Below are 25,644 nucleotides of genomic sequence, written 5' to 3'. Positions count from 1 at the left end.
TGTGTATGAAAAAACCGGAGAGAATATTTGTAATCGGACATAAGAATCCGGATACGGATTCCATCTGTTCGGCTATTGCTTATGCGGATATTAAGAACAGAACTACGCAGAATAAAAAATATATCCCGAAGAGAGCGGGGCAGATCAATGAGGAGACCAGGTATGTGCTGAACCGTTTTGGCGTACAGCCGCCGGCTTATCTGGGAAATATCGGTACGCAGGTCAAGGATATGGATATCCGGACCAGTCCGCAGGCGGATAAGAATATGTCGCTGAAGAATACCTGGGATCTGATGCAGGAGAACGGGATCGTTTCTCTTCCGATCCGTGATAAGGATGGGTGTCTGGAGGGGCTTGTGACGATTGGTGATATCGCAAAGACCTATATGGATACTACAGACAGTTATCTTCTTTCCAATGCGAGGACGCAGTATCAGAGAATTGCCGAGACTGTTGGCGGTGAAGTGGTGGAAGGTAACGGACACGGATATTTTGTGAAGGGGCGTGTGCTTGTCGGTACTGCCAACCCGAAGATGCTGGAGGGCTACGTTGAGGAGGATGATATGATCATCATGGGTGACCGTGAGGAGGATCATCTTCAGGCGATCAGCCAGAATGTCAGCTGTATCATCGTGGGGCTGAATATCGTGGTTTCCGAGAAGGTTATAAAGCTTGCTCATGAGAAGAATATCGTGATCATCCGGTCTCCGTATGATACGTTTAATATTGCGCGTCTGATCAACCAGAGTATTCCGGTCAGCTTTGTTATGAAGCGGGATAACATGGTTACGTTTAATACCGAGGATTTTACGGATGATATCCAGGATGTTATGATCAAAAACCGTCACAGGGCGTTTCCGGTGATCAATCCTCATGGTAAGTGTATCGGTACGATCTCCAGACGTAATTTTCTGGATATGCATAAAAAGAAAGTGGTTCTTGTGGATCATAATGAGGTGGATCAGGCTGTTGATAATATCGAGAAGGCGGAGATCCTTGAGATCATCGATCATCATAAGCTGGGTACCTTGCAGACTATGACGCCGGTTGCTTTTCGTAATGAGCCGGTGGGATGTACGGGGACGATCCTTTATGAGATCTACGGAGAGCAGAGACTGGAGATCCCGGAAAAGATCGCGGGGCTTCTCTGTGCGGCTATTATTTCGGATACATTGATGTTCCGTTCACCGACCTGTACGCAGACGGATAAGATCGCTGCCAGTGCTCTTGCGCTGATCGCGGGGATCAAGATCGAGGAGTTTGCCCGAGAGATGTTTTCTGCGGGAAGTAATCTGAAGGATAAGTCTCCGGAGGAGATTTTTTATCAGGATTACAAGAAGTTTATCGGTGAGGGTAATGTTTCCTTTGGTGTGGGTCAGATCAGTTCCATGGACAGCGAGGAGCTTAAGGAGATCAAGGAGAAGCTGATGCCGTTTATGGTGAGTGAGTGTGGCCGTCATGATATCACGAGAGTTTATTTTATGCTGACGAATATCCTGGAGGAGTCTACAGAGCTTCTGTTTTACGGGGAGGGCAGCCAGCAGATGGCGGAGATCGCTTTTGAGCGGAAACCGGATGGAGATACTTTCAGTCTGCCGGGTGTGGTTTCCAGAAAGAAGCAGCTGATCCCGGCTATGATGGAGGCTGCTCAGCTGATGAACAGCGATTATGCATAAGAGGTGACGGAAAATGGCGAAACAGTTATGGAAGCCGGGGAACATGATCTATCCGCTGCCGGCTGTAATGGTGAGTGTTACCGATGGTGAGGGGCATGATAATATCATAACGGTTGCGTGGACGGGTACGGTGTGTACCAATCCGGCGATGGCTTATATTTCTGTCCGACCTTCCCGTTATTCCTATGATATGATCCGGAAAACGGGTGAATTTGTGATCAATCTGACAACGGAGAAGCTGGCGTTTGCAACGGATTTCTGCGGGGTCCGTTCGGGACGTGATGTGGACAAGTTCCGGAAGCTGAACCTTACGAAAGAGAAAGCGCAGTTTGTTTCTGCACCGATGATCGGGGAGGCTCCGGTTTCAATCGAGTGCAGGGTGCGTGAGGTGAAGGAGCTGGGGTCTCATGATATGTTTCTTGCGGATGTGCTTGCGGTCCATGCGGATGAAGCTTATATGGATAAAAACAACAGGTTTCGTCTTAATGATGCGGGTCTTCTGGTTTATTCCCATGGGGAGTATCTGGCGGGTGGCCGGAAGGTGGGAACCTTCGGCTACAGCGTAAAGAAGAAGCAGCAGAAGAAGTTGGATAAGAAATCAGACAGGGAAGCAGACAGGGAATCAGAGATGGCAGAGATGGCGGGGAAGTTGAAGACGTCAGGAAAGCCAGGGATGTCAGGGAAGTTGAAGACGTCGGGGAAGCCAGGGATGTCAGGGAAGTTGAAGATGTCAGGAAAGCCAGGGATGTCAGGGAAGTTGAAGACGTCGGGAAAGCCAGGGATGTCAGGGAAGTTGAAGATGTCAGGAAAGCCAGGGATGTCAGGGAAATTAAAGACGTCGGGGAAGGCAGGGAGAGAGAAACGGTAGGTTCTGCGGAGCCGTAACGTTTGTTGAGGTTTGGCAGCTGTTATGCTAAAATGAAAGGATACAGTATGAATAATATTACACTGATAGGAATGCCTGGTGCGGGGAAGAGCAGCATCGGTGTCGTACTTGCGAAGGTACTTGGGTACCAGTTTATTGACTCAGATCTTCTGATCCAGAAGGCGGAGAAGAGGACTTTGAGTAAGATTATTGCAGATGAGGGTACGGAGGGCTTCAAGGCGATCGAGAATCGTGTGAATGCTTCGATCCAGGTGGAGAATACGGTGATCGCTACCGGTGGAAGTGTGGTTTACTGCGATGAGGCTATGCAGCATCTGAAGTCTGAGGGTGTTGTGGTGTATCTTAAGATCTCGCTGGAGCTTCTTTCCAGGCGTCTTGGTAATCTTAAGGGGCGTGGTGTTGTGCTCAAGGAGGGGCAGACGCTGGCGAGTCTTTATGATGAGCGTGTTCCTTTGTATGAGAAATATGCGGACATTGTGGTGGATGAAGAGGATAAGGATCTGGAGGGGAGTCTCCAGGTTGTGCTTGAGGCACTGAAGAACAGGGGAGATAAGGCGTAACTGTTGGCTTGTGGAAACGGTTTGCTGGAGTGTTTCGGGTCATGGGTTGTGACAGGTTTTCGTCATAAATTGTTTACAAATCTGAAATATGTGTTATAATATACAACTGACCTAAAAAACGGTATTGCGGAACGTTTGTTCCTGCAGTAAATTCAGAGAAAGTTTCTGCTCATAGAGGAGTAAATAATAGAGGTGTGTTATGGAACAGTATGTGATTAAAGGCGGCAATCCTCTGGTTGGAGAAGTGGATATTGCGGGTGCGAAGAATGCGGCGCTTGCGATATTGTCAGCAGCCATTATGACTGATGAAACTATATTGATCGAGAATCTGCCAGATGTTAGGGACATCAATGTTCTGCTTGAGGCGATCTCCGAGATCGGGGCTCAGGTTGAGCGTATTGATAAGTCTACTGTAAAGATCAACGGTTCTACTATCGGCAATCTCAGCGTGGATTATGAGTTTATCAAGAAGATCCGTGCTTCTTATTATCTTCTGGGTGCTTTGCTTGGTAAGTATAAGCATGCGGAGGTTCCGCTTCCGGGTGGATGTAATATCGGCAGCAGGCCGATCGACCAGCATCTGAAGGGTTTCCGTGCTCTTGGTGCGGATGTTGATATCTGTCATGGTGCTATTGTTGCCAAGGCGGAGAATCTGCATGGTAGCCATATTTTCCTGGATGTGGTTTCTGTTGGTGCTACTATTAATATTATGATGGCTGCTTCTATGGCGACTGGCCGTACGATCATTGAGAATGCTGCGAGGGAGCCGCATGTTGTTGATGTGGCGAATTTCCTGAACAGTATGGGGGCGAATATCAAGGGTGCCGGTACGGATGTGATCCGTATCCGTGGTGTTGAGACGCTTCATCGTACGGAGTATTCGATCATTCCGGACCAGATCGAGGCTGGTACGTTTATGTTTGCTGCTGCGGCTACTCGTGGTGATGTTACTGTTCGTAATGTTATTCCTAAGCATCTTGAGGCTACTACTGCTAAGCTTGAGGAGATCGGGTGTGAGGTTGAGGAGTTTGATGATGCGGTTCGTGTCCGTGCGCCGCATGTGCTTCATCGTACGCATGTGAAGACGTTGCCTTATCCTGGTTATCCTACGGATATGCAGCCGCAGATCGCGGTTACTTTGGCTTTGGCTGAGGGTACGAGTATTGTTACTGAGAGTATTTTTGAGAATCGGTTTAAGTATGCGGATGAGCTTTCCCGGATGGGTGCCAATATTAAGGTGGAGGGGAACTCTGCTATTATTGATGGTGTGAGGAAGCTTACGGGGGCGCGTGTGAGTGCGCCGGATCTTCGTGCGGGGGCTGCGCTTGTTATTGCGGGGTTGGCTGCTGAGGGTGTTACGGTTGTTGATGATATTGTTTATATCCAGCGTGGGTATGAGAATTTTGAGGAGAAGCTCAGGAGTCTTGGGGCTGAGATTGAGAGGGTTTCCAGTGAGAAGGAGATTCAGAAGTTTCGGCTGCGCGTTGGGTGATGGTTGGTGACAACTGGTAATGACTGGTAACGATTGATGATAATTGGATATTTGAGTTTTGGGAGAGTCCCTGGGTGTTTGGACCTGGGGGCTCTTTTTTTGTGTGGGGGAGGGAGGGATGAATGGAGGGACGAACGGACAGTCTGCCAGCGGGGCGGCTGCATGGTCGTGCCTGGTGCGGTCGTTTCGCCGGGTCATACTAGGCGTCTGAGGCGCCTGTCGTGCAGGGCGCCCCATAACTCGCCATGTACGCTGATGCGTACCTGGCTCAGACAGATGGGGCTTACTCTGCGGCTTGTGGCCGCAGAGTACCTTCCCGCCAGGTGCCTCAGGCGCCAAGTATGACCAGCGGCTTACTCCGACGCACCGGGTCCCGACCATGCAGCCGCCCCGCTGGCAGACTGTCCGTTCTGTTTTTGGGGGTGTGAGGTGTGGTGGTTTGCCGGGAGGTGGTGGGCCATCAGCGCTGCGCTGGATGGCTGCAGGGGCTGAGTTTCCTTGTGGTGTGCCGGGAGGGGAGGGGCATCGGCGCTGTGGTGGATGCGTTGTGGGGGGAGTGTGGCATCGGCGTTGTGGTGGATGCAGTGGAATGAGGTTTTGGCGGTTTTTGTCGAAGGGTTTTTGTTGACTTTTGCTGGTGGGGTGGTTATACTGAAGGTACATATCTGGGAACATTCTGGGCCGTTCGGCTATCTGATCCCCATATGGTTGGTTGTATAAATATGGCGGGGAGGAGCCGGTTGGTTGTGTGAGGTTTTTTCTTTTGCCATCATAGTGAAAGGAGGAGTCTTATGCAGAGGAAGCGGCTTGAGGATATGAATCTTCTGGATGATTTTTTGTTTAACGCGGTGATGACGTTTCCTGGTATTGGTGAGAGGTTTTGCAGGTTGCTGCTGCAGGTGGTGCTGGGGCGTGAGATCGGGAGGCTGCAGGTTGTTGCGCAGAGGGCTTTTGGTGGCCGGGATGAGGGTTTTCGCGGGGCGCGGCTTGATGTTCTGGCTGAGGAGGAGCTGATGGATGTTTTGGCGGATCCTTCTGTTTTTGATATTGAGCCGGATAATAATGGTGATGTTGTGAGTCTGAAGGATCTGCCGAAGCGGGTGCGGTTTTACCATGCGATCATTGATAGCCGGTGTTTGAAGAAGGGTGAGGGTTTCGGGAAGCTTAAGAGGGTTTTTGTTATTTTTGTCTGTTCGTATGATCCGTTTGATCGGGGTAGGATGGTGTATACGATCCGGAATATGTGTGAGGAGATTCCGGAGATGGAGTATGATGATGGGCTGAGGACGGTTTTTTTGAATACGAAGGGGGATGGTGCGGGTGTGCCTGAGGAGCTGGTGGCGCTGCTTCATTTTTTGGAGGATACCAGGGAGGTGAATGCGGTAAATGATGTTTTGAGGGAGTTGCTGGAGATGGTCAGGGTTGTTAAAGAGGATGGAAAGGTTACGGTGGCGTATATGAAGAGTTTTGAGATTGAGCAGATGTGGATTAATAAGGGGATTGAACAGGGGATTAGTCAAGGAATCGCCCAAGGGATTGAACAGGGAATTAGCCAAGGAATCAGCCAGGGAATCACTCAAGGGATTGAACAGGGGCGGAGTGAAGAGAGGGTGAATACGTTGAGGGAGAAGGCGCGAGCGGATCGGTTGGAGAGGGAGCTGAGGAAGCTGCGGAGGGGGAGATGATGTTGTTTGGTTTTGGGAGAGTTCCCGGGTGTTTGGGCCTGGGGGCTCTTTTTTTGTGGGATGAATGGAGGGAGGGACGAACGGACAGACAGACAGTCTACCAGCGGGGTGTGGCATCGGCGCTGCGCTGGATGTGGGTGGGGTGAGTTTTTTTGCGGTTTGTCGTGAGGGGATTGGGGATAGAGGCTGTTTTGGATAGGGTGTGGTGTTTTTGTGTAATATTTAAATTTATTTTTGGAGTATTTTGGATTATAATTATGGAAAAAGATGGTTGGCCTGATTGGTTGAGGTTGACTGATTGACTGGTTGATTGATATCCGGAGTTTTGGTGACTGTTTTGTGGGACTTGAGAGAAGAGCTTCGGATGTGTGCTGATGTGGCTTGAGAGAAGAGCTTCGGATGTACGCTGATGTGACTTGAGAGAAGAGCTTCGGATGTGTGTTGATGAGGGTTGTGTGATGGGCTTCGGATGTGTGTTGATGTGGCTTGGGTGAAGGGCTTCGGAGGTTTGTTGGTCTGGTTTTGAGGGTGGTCTTTTTGGGGGCTGCCTGGGTTTTGGAAGGGGAGTGGGTTGTTTGTGTGATTATATGGTTTTGCCGCTTTTGAATTCGTCTTTTGAGCCTGGGAGGGCTCGGGAGGTTGTTGAGGGGTTTGTGGATGTGGATTTGAGGAATATTGCGCGGGCTGAGGAGTGTTGTGAGATCACGAGGGGGTATCTGTCCAGCAGGGTTATTGAGCTGCGGCTTTCGGCGTGTATTTTGTATGGGTATTCTAATCTGACGCTGGGGAATGTGGCGGCGGCTAAGCGGGGGATGGAGGGAATCCAGTCCTGTTTGAAGCTGGCTATGAAGAAAAAGGTTCCTGCGGATGTTTATGCGTCCTGTCTTCTGGCGGGGTATGTGGGGGCGGTTTTGCTTCATCTGCCTACGGATGGGATGCCTGCTTTTGGGGAGTACAGCAGGATGCTTCCTGAGGGGCTGAGGCTTTTTGCCACGTATGTGATGGCTCACCATACTTATCTTAACGGGGAGATATGGAGTGCTTATGGGATGGGTAAGGCTGCTTTGTTTATGGCGGAGAGGCCGTATCCGATCAGTATGACGTATATCCATTGTATGATGGCGGTGTGTGCGATCAACCGAAAGCATAAGCAGGAGGCGCAGGAGGAGATGCTCCGGAGCTGGGAGCTGGCGAAGATGGATGGGTTTCTGGAGCCTTTTATTGAGCATCATGGGCTTTTGCGGGGGCTGATCGAGGCTTGTATCCGGAACCGGGATCCGGAGGCGTATCAGCGGATCACGGAGGGTGTGATTTCTTTCAGCAGGGGCTGGATGGCGCTTCATAATCCGGAAAACCGGAGAAAGGTTACGGGGGAGCTGTCGACGATGGAGTTTTCTATTGCCATGCTGGCAAGTGGGGGATGGACCAATAAGGAGATCGGAGAGCATCTGGGGATTTCCATTAATACTGTCAAGCATTACCTTACGGATATCTTTTGCAAGCTGAATGTCAAGAAGCGGGATGAGCTGAAAAAATTCATGTTAAAATAGTGACAGAGGCACTTTTTTTTGAAAAAACGGGCCTTACAAAACAACTGGTAGTGTTGTATAATAAATATCACGAATAGTCAGATTTTATCGGAGAAATCAGGCGAAAAGAACCAGTAAACGAGTAAGTTAAGAAGGAGGAGTTGAAGACTGATTTTCGATAGCATCTGATAATGTCAATATCCTTACCAAAAATGCCTGGTATATTGATATTACAATCACATAAGGGTAAAATATTGAAAAGGTGTAACCTGTTTACTCACCGGCTAAAAACATGAAGCTTTTTTAAGAGAAAGGAATATAAACAGAAGTAAAGTAATAAGAAATACAGTACACGTTAATGCACACATAGGAAAGCGGGAAAGGTATGAAAAAATTAAGGAATAATAAGATCAGAAAACTCCTGGCATTTATGGTGGCTTTGGCGTTGATGGTATCCTGTATGCCAAGTGCATATACAATCTCCGCGAGTGAGGCGTTCGGAGATGGAACGGAGGATATATTTACAGATGGCGAAATTACATCTGAACCAGCGGCCGAAGAATCGACACCGGATGTAAGCAGCGCTGACCAGGAGGAAACGGAACAGGCGCAGCAATCGACGCTTACATATGAAAATGATTCTGTTAAAGTAACAGCAGAGGCACTGGAGGACGGAGCTCTTCCGCAGAATACAGCATTGAAGGCTGACGGCGTAAACGAGAATTCATCCGTATCTTATGATACAGTTTCTCAGAAGCTTTCAGCAGCAGCTACAGACAAGGGCAGCAGCCTGAGAGGTTTTTTTGCGTATGATGTGTATTTTGCTGATGGCGACGGAAACAGAGTCGAGCCGAACGGCAGAGTCAGAGTAACTTTTGAGTACAAGACACCGGCAGCACCGGAGCTTACCGATGCAGCCAGCACGAGTGTAACCGTTGAGAAGCTTCATTATAACAGCAGTACCGGTGATACTGATGTTAACACCTTACAGGCCAACGAGGATCTGAAGGTTCTGAATGTCAACGAGGGCAAACAGATCCAGACACTTCAGGTTGAGACTGGCAACGCAGCTGTTTTTGCCGTTATGTGGGATTCTCCTGAGACAGCAGATGTCGAGGCGGAAGCTGTTTCCGGTAATGAGGACGAGGCGTCTATCGCATCAGAGGAGCTTACGGACGGAATGGATATTTCGGACGAGCCTGAGCAGGATGCAGCTGAGACACCGGCAGCAGAGAATCCGGATGCTGAACCTACCGAAGCGCCGGCAGAGGATCCGGATGTGGTGGAAGAACCGGCAGAGGATATTGCGAGCCCGGAGGAGGTTCCGGCAGCAGATGAGAATGGTGAGACAAGCCTGATCGAGGTTCTGGGAGACGATACGAATCTTCGCGTCAGCCCATCTATCGAGGCAGAGGTTCTGGCAACTGTAAACGCAGGAACACAGTTCACACTTCTGGATACCGTAACAGCAGAGGACGGAGCAACCTGGTACAAGGTTTCCTGGGAAGGAACCGAGGCTTACATAAGAAGTGATATGGCACAGGTTGTTGACAGCAGTGATGAGGCAGAAGAGCCTGAGGATGTTCTGGAAAGCGAAGAAGTTTCTTATTCCCAGGAAGTTGGTAATGTAGTTGTAACTGCAACAGCAGCGAAGGGCGTTATTCCGGAAGGTGCACAGTTTGTTGTGACTCCGATCGAGAAAGGTTCTGACCAGTATGCAGATATCGAGAAACAGCTTCACGAGGGTGCAGAAAATGAGAGTTATACAGTAGCAGGTTTTCTTGCATACGATATTAGTTTTCTGAATGACGATGGAACTAAGATCGAAGCGCAGAACGGAAGTGTCAGGGTATCTATAGCCTACAAAGAAGCAGAAATCCCAGAAGATGTAGCTGAAACAGATACAGCACAGGAAAACATGAATGTATCTCTGGTACATTTTGTGGAGGATGCAAATGGTAATGTCACAGAAGTTGTTAATATGAGCAACGATGGACAGGCTGAAGTAAGTACAACCGACAATGGAGAGATTGAAAGTGCAAACTTTGAAACAGAGAGTTTTTCTACTTTCTCAGTTGTATGGTTGGCAGATGATTTCACTTCTGTACAGACAACTAGTAGTTATGGTGTGGAGGAAACTGTTGATAGTGCTAAAAGAGGTATTACTATCAATATGTTTAATTACGATACTGCTGGAATAAATGAAGGTCATTCTTTGAAGTTTAGTAATGGAAGTGATGGAGGAAACGAGGATTATAATAAGTATAGAGGGCCATCTGATCTCTCTCTTGGCATTATGCAAAAGAGATTGGGAGAAGATTCATATCCGATAGTAGATAAGGGTAAAAAAGAGAGTAGTTCGTATTTATTCTCAACGAAGGAAGGTACGGGCAAGGAGTTTTATTCTGATGCAAATTACTTATTTAAACAAGATGCAGATGGTTACTATGAATATGATAGTACTAAAAATTTTGCACAGTTTAATAAAAATACAAAAGAGTTTACTGTATATAAGGTACCAGGAAGTAGTAAAGATCCAATAGACCTACAACAAGGTTCGAAACATGGAAGTTTCTTTCCATTCAATACATTAGGTGATCAAAAATACTGGGGTATTCCTCAAATTTCAGAAAAATCTCCAGATTTCCATTTTGGTATGACAATGTCAGCTAAATTCATTCAGCCAAAAGACGGAAAAATTAATGGTAATAATATGGTATTTGAGTTTTCTGGAGATGATGATGTATGGGTTTACATCGATGGCGTTTTGGTGTTGGATATTGGTGGTATTCATAATTCAGTGTCTGGTTCTATTGATTTTGCTGAGGGTACAGTTAAAGTTGGTAGTAACAATTATACTTTAAAAAATTTATTTAAAGAGGCAGGAGCAGAAAAAGAAGGAGATTTTGTTAGCAGAAAGGATATTTTCAAAGATTACACAGTGCATACAATTAATTTCTATTATCTCGAAAGAGGTAAGGGTGATTCCAACTGTAAGCTTAAGTTCAATCTTCCAACAGTTCCGGATGGGTCTGTTAAGGTTCAGAAACAGTTGAGTAATACAGATAAAGAGAAGTATGCAGATGTAAAGTTTAAATTTCAGTTACTTGTTAAGGATGAAAAAGAAAATTATGTTCCATCAACTCCTAATGGTATTTTAGACGATGGTAGAAAAGTTGAATTCAGTGAGGATAAGGTATTTACATTGAAACCTGGTCAGTACGCAACTTTTTCTGGACTTAAGGCAAATACGAAATATAGGATTAAAGAACTTGGTGTATCAAAGAACGAATATGATAAGGTTTTCATCAATGATGAAGTGACAACAAGTCAGGATGGAAATGTTATTTCTAACGAAGCTACAGTTGGCAGTAGACCATGGGTAATTTTTACTAACAAGTGTAGTGAGAAAAATAGTCGTAAGCTGTGTATTACCAAAAAGATTAAAGGGGATATTCCTGTAAATGATAAATTTGATTTTGAGATAAAGTTGAATGGTCAGAAGTATACAGGAAATTATTATCTGCAAGATTCTGAAGGAAATTATTATACAAGTGAAAATGGACCATTAAAGAAGGCAAAAAATAAGACTGTGTGTGGAAGTGCAGTTAATGGTGTTGTTTCTTCAGTTCCTGCAGGATACACAGTAGTTCTTGAACAAATTTTAGCTGGAACAAGCTTTGAGGTTAACGAGATCAATCTTAATCCAACGGATTATGGAAATCCTGAGTACAGTATTGAGGCGGCAGAGGATGTTAATACAACTGATAAAGCATCAGGAAAAATTGAGTTAGGTAGTGATGCGAAGGTAACGGTTACTAATACACGCAACAATGTAGCCAGTCTCGAAATTACAAAGGTAAATACAAGCAATCAGTCATTACCTGGAGCAAAATTTACTCTTACATTGGATGGTGATTCAGCGAAAACGTATAATGTAACATCTGATGAAAATGGTCTTTTGAAGTTTGAAAATCTTTCAGTCGGAACTTATACATTGACAGAAACAGAGGCACCGTCTGGCTATGTTAAATCTACAGAGAGTTATAAAGTAAAAGTATCAGTTGAAAATAATAAGGCAACTGCTAAGCTTTATAAAGCAGATGGTACGAATGAAATTGAGAACAAACAGATCATTAACTACACTGAGAAGGAAGAAGCCGAAAATAATCTTACCAGTAGCAAAACAGCCAAAGTTGTTGATTATGAGAATAGAATTTATAAGATTAATCTGAATGCAGAAACAACTGGACGCGAAGGAGATGTGGAGGCACAAGGTGCGAGTGTAGTAATGGTATTGGATGCTAGTGATTCTATGAATGATAGCATAGCTAATACTAATACTAGCAAGCTTGTAGCATTACAAAATGCAGCGAACACTTTTATAGATACCTTAAAGTCTAAATCACCGGAGAGTGAAATAGCAATAATCTGGTATAGTGGAAGTGAGGGAGGTAATACTTCAATAACGAATTCGAAATTTAAGCAATTAAACAACAATGAAGATGTGTCAAGTTTAAAGCGTACAATTGATAACAAGGATGCTTCCGGTGGAACACCAATGGGAGTTGCATTGGCGACTGCTAGAAATCAGTTATCAAGTGCAAAGCACGAAAAAAATAAGTATGTAGTGTTTATGACAGATGGTTTGCCAGGACATAATAATAATGATAACTGGAATTGTATGGTTGCCAATAATGCAGTTAATAATGCGAATTCTATAAAAGAACAGGCAACTTTGTATACGGTTGGTGTTGGGCTTAATGATGCGGGTAGTTTTAACTGGAAATTAGGACATTCTTCTACATCAAGTAACAGCGGACACGGATACAAATACGAATACTACCGTCATAAATCAATAACCGGAAGCGAATTTCTGAGCCAATATATAGCAACTAAATCTAGCGATGGTACTAAGAAGTATGCGTATGATACTAGTGGTCTAAACGACTTAGTAAACACATTTAATGTTATTGCTGGTAGTATTGGTGATTTGTTTACAGTGCAGCCTAAAGAAATCGTAGATGTGATTGATGCAAGATTTAAGCTTACGGATGATGGGTTAAATGATTTGGCAACTAACAGTAGGCTGGGAACAGGAAAAATTAAAACCAATAACGACGGATCGAAGGAAATTATCTGGACAGATAGTACTACAGGTTCGGTAGTGGGAAAAGTTACGATTGTTGAACGGGGTGACGGTACAACTAAAATTACCTGGAAAGAACAGGCGGCCAGAATTGGAAATGCAGCCACAGAGAACGAGAATGACAAAGGTTGGAATGCAAGTTTCCGGATTCAGGCGAAAGACGACTTCATTGGTGGAAACATGATTCCTACTAATGGTGCAGATTCAGGTATTTATCTGAATGGCGGTGGTATTAAAGAGTTTGAGCAACCATCTGTTAATGTTAAGCTTCTTAATTTAAATATCGGCAGTAAAAAAATAACAGTATTCAAAGGTGATCCAATAACGGCAAAGAATTTTGGAAATGAACTTGCTGAAACGATAAAAGTTGTACAGCTCAATAAAAAGGAAACTTTAACGGCTGTGGAGCCTATGGATGCTGGTAAGAATAGTGTTAAATTACCTGATTTGGAAGATGCTGATATTAAGAAATTAAATACGGATAAAGAGTTAACCATTGGCAGTGAAGGACGATATCAGTATATATATCCTGGTTCTAAGGATGCAGTAGGATATTTCACTTATACTTATAAAATAGTTAGGGGAAATGCTGATGAGCACCTTGCTAATTCAGTTGGAGAAAAGGTGGAGGAGTATCAGTTAACGGTTACTTATCATCCATATTCAAAAGAAGTAAGAAAACAAAAACTAGCTAAGATTAAGGAGCCGGATGAAGAAGTATATACAGCTGAAAATGCTCCAAAACCTGATTTAGTTGAACAACCAAAGGGTGGAATTAGTGTTGATTCAAGTGTAGCATCAACAGGCACTTATACTGTGAAGGTGATTGCTGGTGAATTGCAGATCGTTAAAAAACTGGATGCACAAGCTGAGAAGGAAGAAACATTTAGATTCACAATTACAGACAAAAATGGAGATGTTGCAACTGCAACTGCAAAGATTGCAAAAGGCGGAAATGAAGCAACTGCAGTATTTGAGCTTGTAGGTGAAGCCAACGCAAAACTTGAACTTGATAATAAGAAATTAAGTGAACTGTCCCGAGGTGATTATGTAGTTAAAGAGTCTTCAGACAACACTAGTTATGAATTACAGAGTATTGTAACAGGTGAAGGAACCAATTGTGACAGTGCAATTGCTGAAGATTTGTCAAATGGTATTACATTCACTATGGGAACAGACAAAAAGCAAAATAAGGTTCCACAGAATGGAAATACAACAGACGGACGAGTTGGAATTGCCGAATTCACTAATAAAAAAACAGTTGTGAATATTGATTTTGAGAAAGTTGATGCTGAGACCAATACAAAGAAGTTGTCAGGTGCTGAATTTGATTTATATAAAGCTAATACGGATGGAGAACAAACAGGTGATCCGATTAAGCAGTATGAATCTGGCAGAAATGGAAAGGTTTCTATAGAGAACCTTCCAATTGGAAATTATGTATTGGTTGAAAGAAAAGCACCAGCTGGATATCAGTTATCTGCAAAACCATGGAAAATCATAGTAGGAAGCGACAGAAATATAACGGTAACACATGGTGAGGATACTGTTAGTCCAAATGGTAATGAAAAGATTTACCAGCTTACCAATGCTAAACTTTATTCCTTACCAGAATCCGGTGGTCCGGGAACCTATGGATTTACAATCAGTGGTGTAGCGATTCTTGCAACTGCACTCCTGTTGTTTATAAATAATAAACGAAGGGAGGAAGAAGCAAAGAGATCGTAACACATTAATTGTAAATGGCCGATGAAGGGCGAAAAAGAAAAATGCAGAGAAAGAAAGGAGCAAACCTTATGAAAAATTTATTTAAAAAGATTGGTGCATTATTAGTGGCAGCGGTTATGGTACTGTCTATGTGCACAGCGGTATTTGCAGCCAAGGTAGAAAATGAATACACAAATGCTATTACCGTTAAAAATTTAGCAGCTGATGTAGATACTACATTGAAAGTGTATAATATTATTTATCTTGATGTGACGGGTGGAAATCAGACATGGAAGGTCGTTGATTGGGCTGATCCTTATGTCTCAGAAGATGCTGCCACCGGTGCATTCCAGATTACTGATTCTGATGGATTAAGAAATGCAGCAGATGCACAGCAAATTGTAGATTTTACAGCAACAGAACATGGAACAAGTCATGTATTTTCTGGACTTCCAATCGGTGCATATGTTATTCGTGCATTTGATACCAAAGGTACTTATAGTCTTATGGTAGCAAATACTTACAAAGATAATGATACTTATATGGCTAGTGAATCAGCTGATGTAGTTGCTAAAATGTCAGAATATAAGGTTACAAAAGAGACAGGGGATAAGTTTGTTCACAGAGGACAGCGTGTAAACTTTACAGTAACTACACAGATGGCACCAAAAACAAATGCTGCTAATGAGAATTTAACAACTTTCAAAGTAATAGATACTTCAACAGGTCTGAAGGCAGACACCTTTGTTCTTGATAGTGTTAAAATTGCTGGAAACCCTGTAACTGTAGATAAATCAAAAGCAACTGCTGTTTCTAATGAAGATGGAACTGTAACATATACTGTAGATTTAAGTGATTTTATTTCAACTACAGAAGCTGGTGCAACAATTGAAGTAAAATATAGTGCTATAGTAGAAAATGATCACACATATAACAACTGTGCTACAGCAAGTGCAGAGACTGTTGAGTATACTCCGAGTAGAGTAAATGGTTTTATGGGAAATGTTACTTTAAAGAAAGTTGATACAAAAGGAACTACACTGAATGGCGCAGAGTTCCAGTTATTAAAGGTAACTCCTGCTGAAAAAGAAGGTGCTGAGGCAACAAAAACACCAATTAGTGTTGTGAAAGTAACAAATGGTGAGTACAAGGTTGCTCTGGATGAAGAACAGAATGCTACAACTACATTAGTAGCAACAAACGGTACATTAAAAGTTACAGGTCTTGATGAAGGCAGCTATGAATTCAAAGAGACAAAAGCACCGACAGGTTATAAAGTAAATTCTGAGAATAAAGCATTTACAATTACAGCAGATGAGACGGATGAAGTAACTGTTGATGCAGGTAACTTTGTCAATACCAAACTTTCCTCCCTTCCATCCACAGGTGGCATGGGAACATACCTCTTCACTATCATCGGTGTTGTAGTTATGGCTGGCGCTGCTGGTGCTTTCTTCATCAGCCGCAGAAAAGGATCTGAGGAGTAATCGTTTGATTGCCGGATCGATTCAATTCAAAAATTATTTATAAGCAACGACAAAGCAAGTATTAAAATAAAGTAGTAAATCTTTTACCGCCCGGCCCTTTCGGGGGCCGGGAGTGGTAAATACAACAGTATGGAGAAACCTATGAGAAAGAATAAGAAGAAAAATTATATTGGACTTGGTTTGCTGTTTCTGATAGGGTTGTCCATACTGCTGTATCCAATGGTCAGTGATGCCTGGAACCGGTACAGGGACAGCCTGCTGATCAGTAATTATAGCAGCAGTGTTTCTTCGGATGATAATTCGGAGAAGATTGACAGTATGTGGAAGGCAGCTCAGGAGTATAACGAACAGATCAAGCAGGAAAGTGTGCCGGATGCTTTTTCCGTGAGGGATGGCCAGACGGACAGTACATATGAGTCTCTTCTGAACCTGAATGGTGATGGAATGATGGGGTATGTGGAGATTCCTGTGATCGATGTGAGCATTCCAATCTATCATTACACGACAGATGAGTCTCTGGAGAAGGGCGCCGGTCATTTGTTCGGCAGCAGTCTTCCGGTTGGCGGCAAGAGTACCCATTGTATTTTGTCGGCACACAGAGGACTTCCAAGTGCGAAACTTTTTACAGATCTGAATCTTGTGGAAGAGGGAGATGTTTTTTACCTGCATGTGCTGGGTAAGACTCTTGCCTACGAGGTGGATCAGATTCTTACCGTTCTTCCGGAGCAGACAGAGTCTCTGGGTATCACGGATGGGGATGATTATGTAACGCTGGTTACGTGTACGCCTTATGCGGTGAATACGCACAGACTTCTGGTGAGGGGACACAGAGTTCCGATGAAGGCTGCGAAGGCGGTTCAGAAAACAGAGAAGAAGGTTACCGGAATCACCAATCCGACGCTTCCGATGCTTGCTCTCTGTGTTGTGATCGGAATTGTGATCGCGGTGATCCTGGTTGCCGGTATCAATTCTGTTCAGAACAAAAAACGACGCAGGAAATGATTTATGGCTAAAAAGAAAAAAAAGAAAAAGAGTAATGTTGTCCTGAACATTTTTATCGCCCTGGTGTTTCTGGCGGGAGCGGGAGTGTTCCTTTATCCTACGATCAGTGATATGTGGAACCAGTATCGAAATGCCCAGCTGGTCAGTAAGTACGAGGAAGCGGTAACAGAGCTTTCGGACAACGACTATGACAGGCTGTGGAAAGAGGCGAAGGAGTATAATGCCGAGCATCCGGTGAATGCCATTGTAGATGCTTTTGAGGAAGAGGATACTTATGAGCTGAGTCATCCTTATGACAGGGTTCTGGATCCGAACGGTGATGGTCTGATGGGGAGTATCGAGATCCCGAAGATCAAAGCCAGACTGGCGATCTATCATGGACTGAGCAAAACGGTCCTGGAAAAGGGTGTCGGTCATGTGGAGGGTACCAGCCTTCCGATCGGAGGCAAGAGCACCCATGCGGTTCTGGCGGCGCATCGAGGTCTTCCTAACGCAAAGCTTTTTACAGATCTGGATCAGATGGAAAAGGGAGATATTTTTATTCTGCACATTCTTGGCAAGCATCTGGCCTACAAGGTGGATCAGATCAAGACGGTGCTTCCGGATGAGACCAGTGACCTGGATATTATCGAGGGTGAAGATCATGTGACTCTGATCACGTGTACCCCTTATGGAGTTAACACCCACAGGCTTCTTGTCCGGGGAGTGCGGACGAAATATGTGGTGGAAGATACAAAGAATGACGAAACGATACCGCAGAAGCTTGCTGTTGTGGATCCGAAGAGGGTTCTGGCCGGCGGCGCTGCAGTGCTTGTTGTTCTGATCCTGCTGATTTATCTGATCGTCCGTCATAGGGACAAAAAACGGAAAAAGAAGCAGCTTTCAGAAAGGAAAGAGGAGGCAGAGAGCGATGAAAAATAGAAGAAAGCAAGGGAAAATATTCCGGAGCCTTCTGGCTGTTCTGATGCTGACGGCTATGCTGGTCACGAGTGTTTTGCAGCCGGTTTTCGCCGGGGATTATGAAGCTGGAAAAACAGGTAATCTGACGTTGACGGTTCAGCAGGCGGATGAGGAGGGAAACCAGACTCCGCTGCCGGATGTAGGGCTGACGATCTACAAGGTTGGCAGTGTGAATTTTGATGGCAATGTGCATTTCGTGTTGGATGAGGCACTGGCTGCCGCAGCAATCGATTTTGATTCCATCACGACGGCTGACGGCTGGTATGAAGCGGCAGAGAAGCTGGCGGCTATGATCGTCAGCGGAAGCGTGGATGTGTGGGGTATGTCCAAGTCCTCTGATGCAGAGGGGAATATGACTTTCGCTGATCTGGCTGAGGGTATGTACCTGGTGGTGCAGACAGATGGAAACAGCAGTGTTATGGTTTCACCGATGCTGATTTCCGTTCCTTTTGCAGATCAGGAGCAGGGCTGGATGTACGATGTACAGGCTTATCCGAAGTCTGTAAGTAATCCGCCGAAGCATACACAGATCCAGGTTACGAAGAGGATCTATAATGTTGATGATAACGGGAATGTGATTCCTCTGGAAACGAAAGAGGATGTAACTTATAATGTTGGGCTTTACCTTGATCCGGATGGAAATGCCCCTTACGGAGAAATGCAGAAAATCCATATCCAGAATGCTTCCAGTGGTACAGCTACATGGACGGATGTTCCGGATGGCACCTATTATGTATTTGAGCTGGATGAGGATGGAAATCCTCTTCAGCAGAATACGAAGATCAAGGTGGATGATGAGAATCTTTACTACTACAATGTAACGAAGCCGAATGGTGAGAGTGAAGAGAAGTCCAATCAGGTTGTGATCGGTGGAGATAGTGGTGCTACTGAGGCAGCGGCTTATGTAAATAACTATTATACAAAGATTTCCGATATATTCAGCCGTAACGGATATATCAACATTAAGAAGAATGTGATGATCGATGGTGTTGCTTCTACTGTGGATGATACGTTCTATGCAGGTTTGTTCTCCACTGAAAGTAACGGTGAGCTGACGCTTGAGAAGGTAGTGACTCTGAAACAGAATGATAGTGTTCAGGTAATGGTGGATCTTCCAACAGATCAGGAGATCAACAGTGTTACTTATACTGTTCTGGAGACGGATAAGGATGGAAATCCGGTTGATGATGATACCTTTAAGTATACAGTTACCGGTCAGGGTGAGGTTACACTGAATAATGATAACCGATATACTGTAACAAAGGAGATCACTAACAGTCTTTCTTCCGAGCCGACACCGATTCCGACTGCTACACCTGGAGCAAATCATGGTGGAAATGATCGGATCACTCCGATCCCGAATAATGGTACAGCGGGCGGAACTGCTCCGAACGATACCAGCGGTACAGCAAGACGTTCTGTAAAGACCGGCGATGATACACCGATCGGCGTATGGGTTGGAATCCTTGCAGCAGCGATCATTGTTGGCGGTGGTGCAGCTTATGGAGTTAAGAGAAAGAAGAAAAAATAAATAACGGATCATTCTGAAGGATGATCGATGGAAGAACCGGGCGATGTGGATGCCCGGTTCTTTTTTGGGAATATTTGTGTATTGGGGATGAAAAAGCAGCGGGTGATATTTTTTATCGAAAATTGCTCTTGACATTTTGGTATGATAAGTATATTGTATGTGTTGCAGTAAATTTCATAAAAGATAGCCTTTTATTCAGAGTGGTGGAGATACAAAGGATCTGTGAAGCCACGGCAACCCCGGAGAATCCAGGAAGGTGCCAACCTGAGCGAGCAATCGAACAATAAGAGGATTGTTTACAGAACTTAAACAGTCCGGATTGTACGGGCTGTTTTTTATGTATATAACCATTGTTTTATTACAAAAGGAGAAGATCATGGAGAAAATTTTATTTACATCTGAATCTGTAACTGAGGGTCATCCTGACAAGGTCTGCGACTCTATTTCCGATGCGATCCTTGATGCTATGATGGCACAGGATCCGATGAGCCGTGTTGCATGTGAGACTGCTACTACAACAGGTCTTGTACTTGTTATGGGCGAGATCACAACCAAGGCTAATGTTGATATCCAGAAGATCGTTCGCGATACTATCCGTGAGATCGGATATGACAATGCGGATTATGGCTTTGATGCAGATACCTGTGCGGTTATCACATCACTTGACAAGCAGTCCACAGATATCGCTATGGGTGTTGACAAGGCTCTTGAGCAGAAAGAGGACGATATGAATGAGGACGAGCTGGATTCCATCGGTGCCGGTGACCAGGGTCTTCAGTTTGGTTATGCTTCCAATGAGACTGAGGAGTATATGCCATATGCCATCAACATGGCTCACAAGCTTGCTCAGCAGCTGACAAAGGTTCGTAAGGACGGCACTCTGAAATATTTAAGACCGGATGGAAAGACTCAGGTTACTGTTGAGTATGATGAAGCCGGCAAGCCGAAGAGAATCGATGCTGTTGTATGCTCTACACAGCATGATCCGGATGTTACTCAGGAGCAGATCCATGAGGATATTAAGAAGTATGTTTTTGATGCGATCATTCCGGCTGATATGGTTGATGCGGATACGAAGTATTTCATCAATCCGACAGGTCGTTTTGTTATCGGCGGACCTCACGGTGACAGTGGTCTGACAGGTCGTAAGATCATCGTTGATACCTACGGCGGAACAGGACGTCACGGCGGCGGTGCTTTTTCCGGTAAGGATTGCACAAAGGTTGACCGTTCTGCTGCTTATGCTGCACGTTATGTTGCAAAGAACATTGTTGCAGCCGGTCTTGCTGACAAGTGTGAGATCCAGCTTTCCTATGCGATCGGTGTTGCGCATCCGACTTCTGTCAGTGTGAATACCTTCGGAACAGGTAAGCTTTCTGAGACTAAGCTTGTTGAGATCGTTCGTGAGAATTTTGATCTTCGTCCGGCTGGTATCATCAAGATGCTTGACCTTCGCCGTCCGATCTACAAGCAGACTGCTGCTTATGGTCATTTCGGCCGTACAGATGTTGATCTTCCATGGGAGCATCTGGACAAGGTTGAGACTCTGAAGAAGTATCTTTGCAACAGCTACGAATAATCGTTTCAGAAGAATAAAGAGTGAAGCCCCCGGTAGTGCCAGTACCGGGGGCTTCTTGCATGGTGAGATGGGGTTTTTTATAGAAAATTTAGAGATAGGGAATATAGTTTATGTTATAATACGTGTATGTGAATGTGTGAATTTATAAAGGACGGAGATACAGATGAAGTTAAAAACACGTATTATTGTGGGCTTCGTTGCGATCATCCTGCTGCCGCTGCTTCTTTTTTCCGCAAGTCTGTACGGGTTCAGCCAGACGCAGGCGAAGCATGTGCAGGAGAGCAGCAGCCAGGCTTCGGATTCCAGCCAGATGGTCTATGATATTTCGCTGCCGCAGTCTTCCAGCAGCCAGGTGAAGCTGATGGCCAAGGATATGATCCTGACCGCAACGATCATCCTTGTTTTTACTGCGTTGTCCGTAGGGCTGTGGATCTATCGGAGCATTGCGGTTCCGCTGGTGAAGCTTAAGAAGGCTACCAAGAACATCAAGGAGGGGAATCTGGATTTTGTGCTGGAGGTTGAGGGGAATGATGAATTTTCCCAGCTTTGCCAGGATTTTGAGGAGATGCGTAAGCGTCTGAAGGAGTCCACGGAAGAGAAGATCCTGATGGATAAGGAGAATAAGGAGCTGATCAGCAATATTTCCCATGATCTGAAGACGCCGATCACTGCGGTGAAGGGTTATGTGGAGGGAATCATGGATGGTGTGGCGGATACGCCGGAGAAGATGGACCGGTATGTGCGTACCATTTATAATAAGACCAATGAGATGGATCATCTGATCAATGAGCTGACCTTTTATTCCAAGATCGATACCAACCGTATTCCGTATACGTTCAGCAAGCTGAATGTGGAGGATTATTTTTCGGATTGTGCGGAGGAGCTTGGGCTTGAGATGGAGACCAGGGGGATCGAGCTTGTGTATGCCAATTATGTGGAGAAGGGTGTGCAGGTTATTGCGGATGGTGAGCAGATCCGCCGTGTGATCCATAATATCGTGAGTAATGCCATTAAGTATATGGAGAAGCCAAGGGGGATCATCCAGCTTCGGGTGAAGGATGTGGGTGATTTTATCCAGGTGGAGATCGAGGATAACGGCAAGGGTATTGCCGCCAAGGATCTGCCGTATATTTTTGACCGTTTTTACCGTACCGATGTTTCCAGAAATTCTTCCAAGGGAGGAAGCGGTATTGGACTTTCCATCGTAAAGAAGATCATGGAGGATCATGGTGGAAAGGTCTGGGCCACAAGCCGGCTGGGGATCGGAACGATCATGTATTTTGTTCTCAGAAAATATCAGGAGGTACCGATGAATGAGTAGGATTTTGATCATAGAGGATGAGGAAGCGATCGCGGATCTGGAGAAGGATTATCTGGAGCTTTCGGGTTTTGAAGTGGAGATCGAGAACCGTGGTGATACGGGGCTTGTACGTGCTATGAAGGAGGAGTTTGATCTGATCATCCTGGATCTGATGCTTCCGGAGGTGGATGGCTTTGATATCTGCCGGCAGGTCCGTGAGGAGAAGAATACGCCGATCATTATGGTTTCGGCCAAGAAGGATGATATCGATAAGATCCGGGGACTGGGTCTTGGCGCGGATGATTATATGACCAAGCCGTTCAGCCCAAGTGAGCTGGTTGCACGTGTGAAGGCGCATATGGAGCGTTATAACCGGCTGGTTGGTTCCAATGTGCATAAGAATGATGTGATTGAGATCCGTGGTATTAAGATCGATAAGACGGCCAGGCGTGTGTGGGTCAATGGTGAGGAGACGACGTTTACTACCAAGGAGTTTGATCTTTTGACTTTTCTGGCTGAGAATCCGAACAGGGTTTTTACAAAGGAGGAGCTTTTCCGGGAGATCTGGGATATGGAGTCTGTGGGTGATATCGCTACGGTTACGGTGCATATCAAGAAGATCCGTGAAAAGATCGAGTTTAATACGGCCAAGCCTCAGTATATTGAGACGATCTGGGGTGTGGGGTACCGGTTTAAGGTGTGAGCCTGTGGGGAAGGCTTCGGATGGAGCTGCTGCAGGTGTATGAGTGCAGATCGGAATGATGGTGTATGATCTGCCGGGTGCTTTTGAGAGGAGTGGAGATATGCCGCTGTTGAGGGAAAGAATTTATACGATAGAGGATATTTATGCTTTGCCGGAGGGTGAAAGAGCGGAACTGATCGATGGACATATTTATTATATGGCGCCGCCGAATACGATGCATCAGAGGATTTCAAGTATTTTGTCCAGAAAGATAGGTAACTATATAGATTCTAACAAGGGCAAATGTGAGGTGTTTGCCGCACCGTTTGCGGTGTATCTGGATGAGAAGACGAATACTTATGTGGAACCGGATGTTTCTGTTATCTGTGATCCGGATAAGCTGGATGACAGGGGATGTAAGGGGGCTCCGGACTGGATCATCGAGATCGTTTCTCCGGCGAGCAGGCGTATGGATTATTATACCAAGCTGTTTAAATACAGGACTGCCGGTGTGAGAGAGTACTGGATCGTGGATCCTGTGAAGAAGCTGGTAATGGTGTATGATTTTGAAAATGAGGATACGGAGCAGTATACATTTCAGGATTCGATCAAGGTGGGAATCTATGAGGAGCTGAGGATCGATTTTGCTGAGATGTGATAAAAATGGAGGGGAATATCGTCTGGTGATAGCCCCTCCTTGTTTTTTGGCAAAAAAATAGAACGCCGTCGCAACGCCGTCCTTACAAAAACACAAAGTGTTTTTTGATTCTGAAATTATTATATGTGCGAGATGATATTTTGTCAACCTGTTTACTGCGAAAATTTACCACGGTATACATCCGACTTAGATGCAAAAATCTGAAATATGGATAATCGTCAGTGACAGAAAAATTCGTTTCAGGTATAATGAAACTAACTATGATATTGATATGGGGAAAGTAACAGAGGTGGATTTTTTGAAAGGACGAACTATGGAAGACAGATTATACAAGAAACTGGAAGCGTACGGTAAGAGTGATTTTTATCCGTTTCATATGCCGGGGCATAAGAGGAATCCGCTGGCTGTGGATGGGGATTTTCCGGTGGAGAGGGATATTACGGAGATTGACGGGTTTGATAACCTGCATCATGCTGAGGATATTTTGAAAAGGGCGCAGGAGGATGTTGCACGGCTTTATGGTGTGCCGGAGAGTTTTTACAGTATCAATGGAAGCTCCGGGGCGATCCTGGCGGCGGTGTCTGCGGCTGTGGATAAGGGGGGACAGATCCTGGTGGCAAGGAACTGCCATAAGGCGGTTTACCATGCGATTTATCTGCGGGAGCTGAGTGCCACGTATATTTATCCACAAGAGGATCCGAAATTGGGGATAAACAGAGGAATTTCACCCGGCCGTGTGGAAATGTATCTGGCGGAAAATCCGGAGATCCAGGCGGTGCTGATCACTTCACCGACTTATGACGGCATCGTGTCGGATGTGGCTAGGATCGCGGAGATCGCGCATCACTATGGTGTGCCGCTGATCGTGGATGAGGCTCACGGGGCGCATTTTCGGTTTTCGGATTATTTTCCGGTGTCTGCGGCGCAGCTTGGTGCGGATGTGGTGATCAACAGTGTGCATAAGACGCTGCCCTGTCTGACCCAGACGGGGGTGATCCACCTGTGCAGTGATCGTGTGAGCCGGGAAAAACTGAAGCGTTTTCTGGGAATCTATCAGAGCAGCAGTCCTTCTTATATTCTTATGAGCAGCATTGATGCGTGCATGGATAAGCTGGAGCGTGAGGGGGATGAGATGTTCCGTGTGTTTACGGAGAATCTGGAAAAAGCACGCAGGCGTCTTTCCGAGTGTAAGTATATCCGGCTGGTAACGCCACAGGCCTGTGAGTGCCAGAGGGTTTTTGATTTTGACAGATCCAAGATATTGCTTTCTACTGTGAACAGTTCGCTGAACGGCCGGGAGCTGCACCAGATCCTCCGGAGGGAGTTTCATCTGGAAATGGAGATGGAGGCGGAGAATTATGTGCTGGCGCTGGCGGCTGTGGGTGATACGGCGGAGGGTTTTGAGCGGCTTTGTGATGCTATTGAAGAGATCGACCGCCGTGAATCGTTAAAATATAGAGAAGAGGCTGTGGAGAAGGAGCCTTTGAAAAACGGAAAAATGAAGCAGATCATGCGGATCTCCCAGGCTATGGATGCGGAGAGTGAGCGGTGTCCGCTGGATGAGTGTATCGGACGTACGTCCGGGGAGTTTGCGTATCTTTATCCGCCGGGGATCCCGCTGATCGTTCCGGGGGAACAGATTTCTGGACATTTCGTAAAAAATGTGAGAAGATACCTGGAACAGGGCTTTGAGGTCCAGGGCCTGAGCGACCAGACCAGTGAGACGGTGTGCGTTGTGAGAAATGAGATGTAACAGAGGAG

General features: G+C 45.4%; 15 protein-coding genes, 1 pseudogene and 1 riboswitch. All 16 genes and pseudogenes read left to right on the top strand.

All coding sequences use genetic code 11. The annotated features are described in order from the left end of the window. Positions 1–5: 5 nt before the first annotated feature. The 16 genes and pseudogenes from ABCM67_RS11665 (at position 6) to ABCM67_RS11590 (ending at position 25,636) form a co-directional block, all read left to right on the top strand. Positions 6–1,676 carry a putative manganese-dependent inorganic diphosphatase gene (locus ABCM67_RS11665; RefSeq protein ID WP_044961512.1) on the top strand — a complete coding sequence of 557 codons (1,671 nt, stop codon included), beginning with the start codon at positions 6–8 and terminating at the stop codon, positions 1,674–1,676. A 13-nt stretch (positions 1,677–1,689) separates the two neighbouring features. Then, a pseudogene (locus ABCM67_RS11660) lies at positions 1,690–2,274 on the top strand (flavin reductase family protein); the annotation flags it as partial. A gap of 335 nt (positions 2,275–2,609) precedes the next feature. Next, complete coding sequence (locus ABCM67_RS11655) at positions 2,610–3,122, top strand: shikimate kinase (protein ID WP_022426930.1); 513 nt, start codon at positions 2,610–2,612, stop codon at positions 3,120–3,122. A gap of 199 nt (positions 3,123–3,321) precedes the next feature. Beyond that, positions 3,322–4,614 carry a UDP-N-acetylglucosamine 1-carboxyvinyltransferase gene (locus tag ABCM67_RS11650; protein ID WP_092073580.1) on the top strand — a complete coding sequence of 431 codons (1,293 nt, stop codon included), beginning with the start codon at positions 3,322–3,324 and terminating at the stop codon, positions 4,612–4,614. A gap of 791 nt (positions 4,615–5,405) precedes the next feature. Beyond that, positions 5,406–6,299: an Rpn family recombination-promoting nuclease/putative transposase gene (locus tag ABCM67_RS11645; RefSeq protein ID WP_022427209.1), complete on the top strand. Its 894-nt coding sequence runs from the start codon at positions 5,406–5,408 to the stop codon at positions 6,297–6,299. Positions 6,300–6,958: 659 nt separating this feature from the next. Then, positions 6,959–7,849 carry a helix-turn-helix transcriptional regulator gene (locus ABCM67_RS11640; RefSeq protein ID WP_342992884.1) on the top strand — a complete coding sequence of 297 codons (891 nt, stop codon included), beginning with the start codon at positions 6,959–6,961 and terminating at the stop codon, positions 7,847–7,849. A 364-nt stretch (positions 7,850–8,213) separates the two neighbouring features. After that, positions 8,214–14,705, top strand: a complete 6,492-nt coding sequence (locus tag ABCM67_RS11635; protein WP_342992883.1) for a SpaA isopeptide-forming pilin-related protein — start codon at positions 8,214–8,216, stop codon at positions 14,703–14,705. A 68-nt stretch (positions 14,706–14,773) separates the two neighbouring features. Beyond that, entirely contained in the window at positions 14,774–16,171 is a 1,398-nt protein-coding gene (locus ABCM67_RS11630) for a SpaA isopeptide-forming pilin-related protein (RefSeq protein WP_342992882.1), read from the top strand. A 141-nt stretch (positions 16,172–16,312) separates the two neighbouring features. Beyond that, entirely contained in the window at positions 16,313–17,173 is an 861-nt protein-coding gene (locus tag ABCM67_RS11625; RefSeq protein WP_227752307.1) for a class C sortase, read from the top strand. A 3-nt stretch (positions 17,174–17,176) separates the two neighbouring features. After that, positions 17,177–18,094 carry a class C sortase gene (locus ABCM67_RS11620; RefSeq protein WP_302465576.1) on the top strand — a complete coding sequence of 306 codons (918 nt, stop codon included), beginning with the start codon at positions 17,177–17,179 and terminating at the stop codon, positions 18,092–18,094. Then, the gene (locus ABCM67_RS11615) at positions 18,084–19,664 is read left to right on the top strand and encodes a pilin N-terminal domain-containing protein (RefSeq protein WP_342992881.1); all 1,581 of its coding nucleotides are present in this window, start codon (positions 18,084–18,086) and stop codon (positions 19,662–19,664) included. Before ABCM67_RS11620 ends, ABCM67_RS11615 begins: the two co-directional genes overlap by 11 nt. A gap of 188 nt (positions 19,665–19,852) precedes the next feature. Beyond that, positions 19,853–19,954: riboswitch (SAM riboswitch) on the top strand. Positions 19,955–20,040: 86 nt separating this feature from the next. Then, positions 20,041–21,243, top strand: coding sequence for a methionine adenosyltransferase (gene metK / locus ABCM67_RS11610; RefSeq protein ID WP_022427323.1), 1,203 nt, complete (start codon positions 20,041–20,043; stop codon positions 21,241–21,243). Between the two features lie 163 nt (positions 21,244–21,406). Continuing rightward, the gene (locus tag ABCM67_RS11605) at positions 21,407–22,564 is read left to right on the top strand and encodes a HAMP domain-containing sensor histidine kinase (RefSeq protein ID WP_059086499.1); all 1,158 of its coding nucleotides are present in this window, start codon (positions 21,407–21,409) and stop codon (positions 22,562–22,564) included. Then, a complete protein-coding gene (locus ABCM67_RS11600) occupies positions 22,557–23,246 on the top strand; it encodes a response regulator transcription factor (RefSeq protein WP_015526575.1) in 690 nt (229 codons plus the stop codon). The genes ABCM67_RS11605 and ABCM67_RS11600 overlap by 8 nt, the downstream gene beginning before the upstream one ends. 100 nt (positions 23,247–23,346) lie before the next feature. Then, positions 23,347–23,883 carry a Uma2 family endonuclease gene (locus ABCM67_RS11595; protein ID WP_022426158.1) on the top strand — a complete coding sequence of 179 codons (537 nt, stop codon included), beginning with the start codon at positions 23,347–23,349 and terminating at the stop codon, positions 23,881–23,883. Positions 23,884–24,196: 313 nt separating this feature from the next. Next, positions 24,197–25,636 (top strand): aminotransferase class V-fold PLP-dependent enzyme, encoded by a 1,440-nt coding sequence (locus ABCM67_RS11590; protein ID WP_342992880.1) that lies wholly within the window; start codon positions 24,197–24,199, stop codon positions 25,634–25,636. Positions 25,637–25,644: the final 8 nt, after the last annotated feature.

Source organism: Blautia sp. 2227st1_G12_2227SCRN_220401, assembly GCF_039062885.1.
In the GTDB taxonomy this organism is placed as follows: Bacteria; Bacillota; Clostridia; order Lachnospirales; family Lachnospiraceae; genus Blautia_A; species Blautia_A fusiformis.
Note: the sequence above shows the minus strand (reverse complement) of the source record. Positions and strands in the feature narration are given on the sequence as shown.

Coding starts and splice junctions, on each gene's coding strand:
- ABCM67_RS11655 (WP_022426930.1), top strand. CDS start 2,610: ATGAATAATATTACACTGATAGGAATGCCTGGTGCGGGGAAGAGCAGC.
- ABCM67_RS11615 (WP_342992881.1), top strand. CDS start 18,084: ATGAAAAATAGAAGAAAGCAAGGGAAAATATTCCGGAGCCTTCTGGCT.
- ABCM67_RS11645 (WP_022427209.1), top strand. CDS start 5,406: ATGCAGAGGAAGCGGCTTGAGGATATGAATCTTCTGGATGATTTTTTG.
- ABCM67_RS11630 (WP_342992882.1), top strand. CDS start 14,774: ATGAAAAATTTATTTAAAAAGATTGGTGCATTATTAGTGGCAGCGGTT.
- ABCM67_RS11625 (WP_227752307.1), top strand. CDS start 16,313: ATGAGAAAGAATAAGAAGAAAAATTATATTGGACTTGGTTTGCTGTTT.
- ABCM67_RS11590 (WP_342992880.1), top strand. CDS start 24,197: ATGGAAGACAGATTATACAAGAAACTGGAAGCGTACGGTAAGAGTGAT.
- ABCM67_RS11595 (WP_022426158.1), top strand. CDS start 23,347: ATGCCGCTGTTGAGGGAAAGAATTTATACGATAGAGGATATTTATGCT.
- ABCM67_RS11665 (WP_044961512.1), top strand. CDS start 6: ATGAAAAAACCGGAGAGAATATTTGTAATCGGACATAAGAATCCGGAT.
- metK (WP_022427323.1), top strand. CDS start 20,041: ATGGAGAAAATTTTATTTACATCTGAATCTGTAACTGAGGGTCATCCT.
- ABCM67_RS11620 (WP_302465576.1), top strand. CDS start 17,177: ATGGCTAAAAAGAAAAAAAAGAAAAAGAGTAATGTTGTCCTGAACATT.
- ABCM67_RS11600 (WP_015526575.1), top strand. CDS start 22,557: ATGAGTAGGATTTTGATCATAGAGGATGAGGAAGCGATCGCGGATCTG.
- ABCM67_RS11605 (WP_059086499.1), top strand. CDS start 21,407: ATGAAGTTAAAAACACGTATTATTGTGGGCTTCGTTGCGATCATCCTG.
- ABCM67_RS11650 (WP_092073580.1), top strand. CDS start 3,322: ATGGAACAGTATGTGATTAAAGGCGGCAATCCTCTGGTTGGAGAAGTG.
- ABCM67_RS11635 (WP_342992883.1), top strand. CDS start 8,214: ATGAAAAAATTAAGGAATAATAAGATCAGAAAACTCCTGGCATTTATG.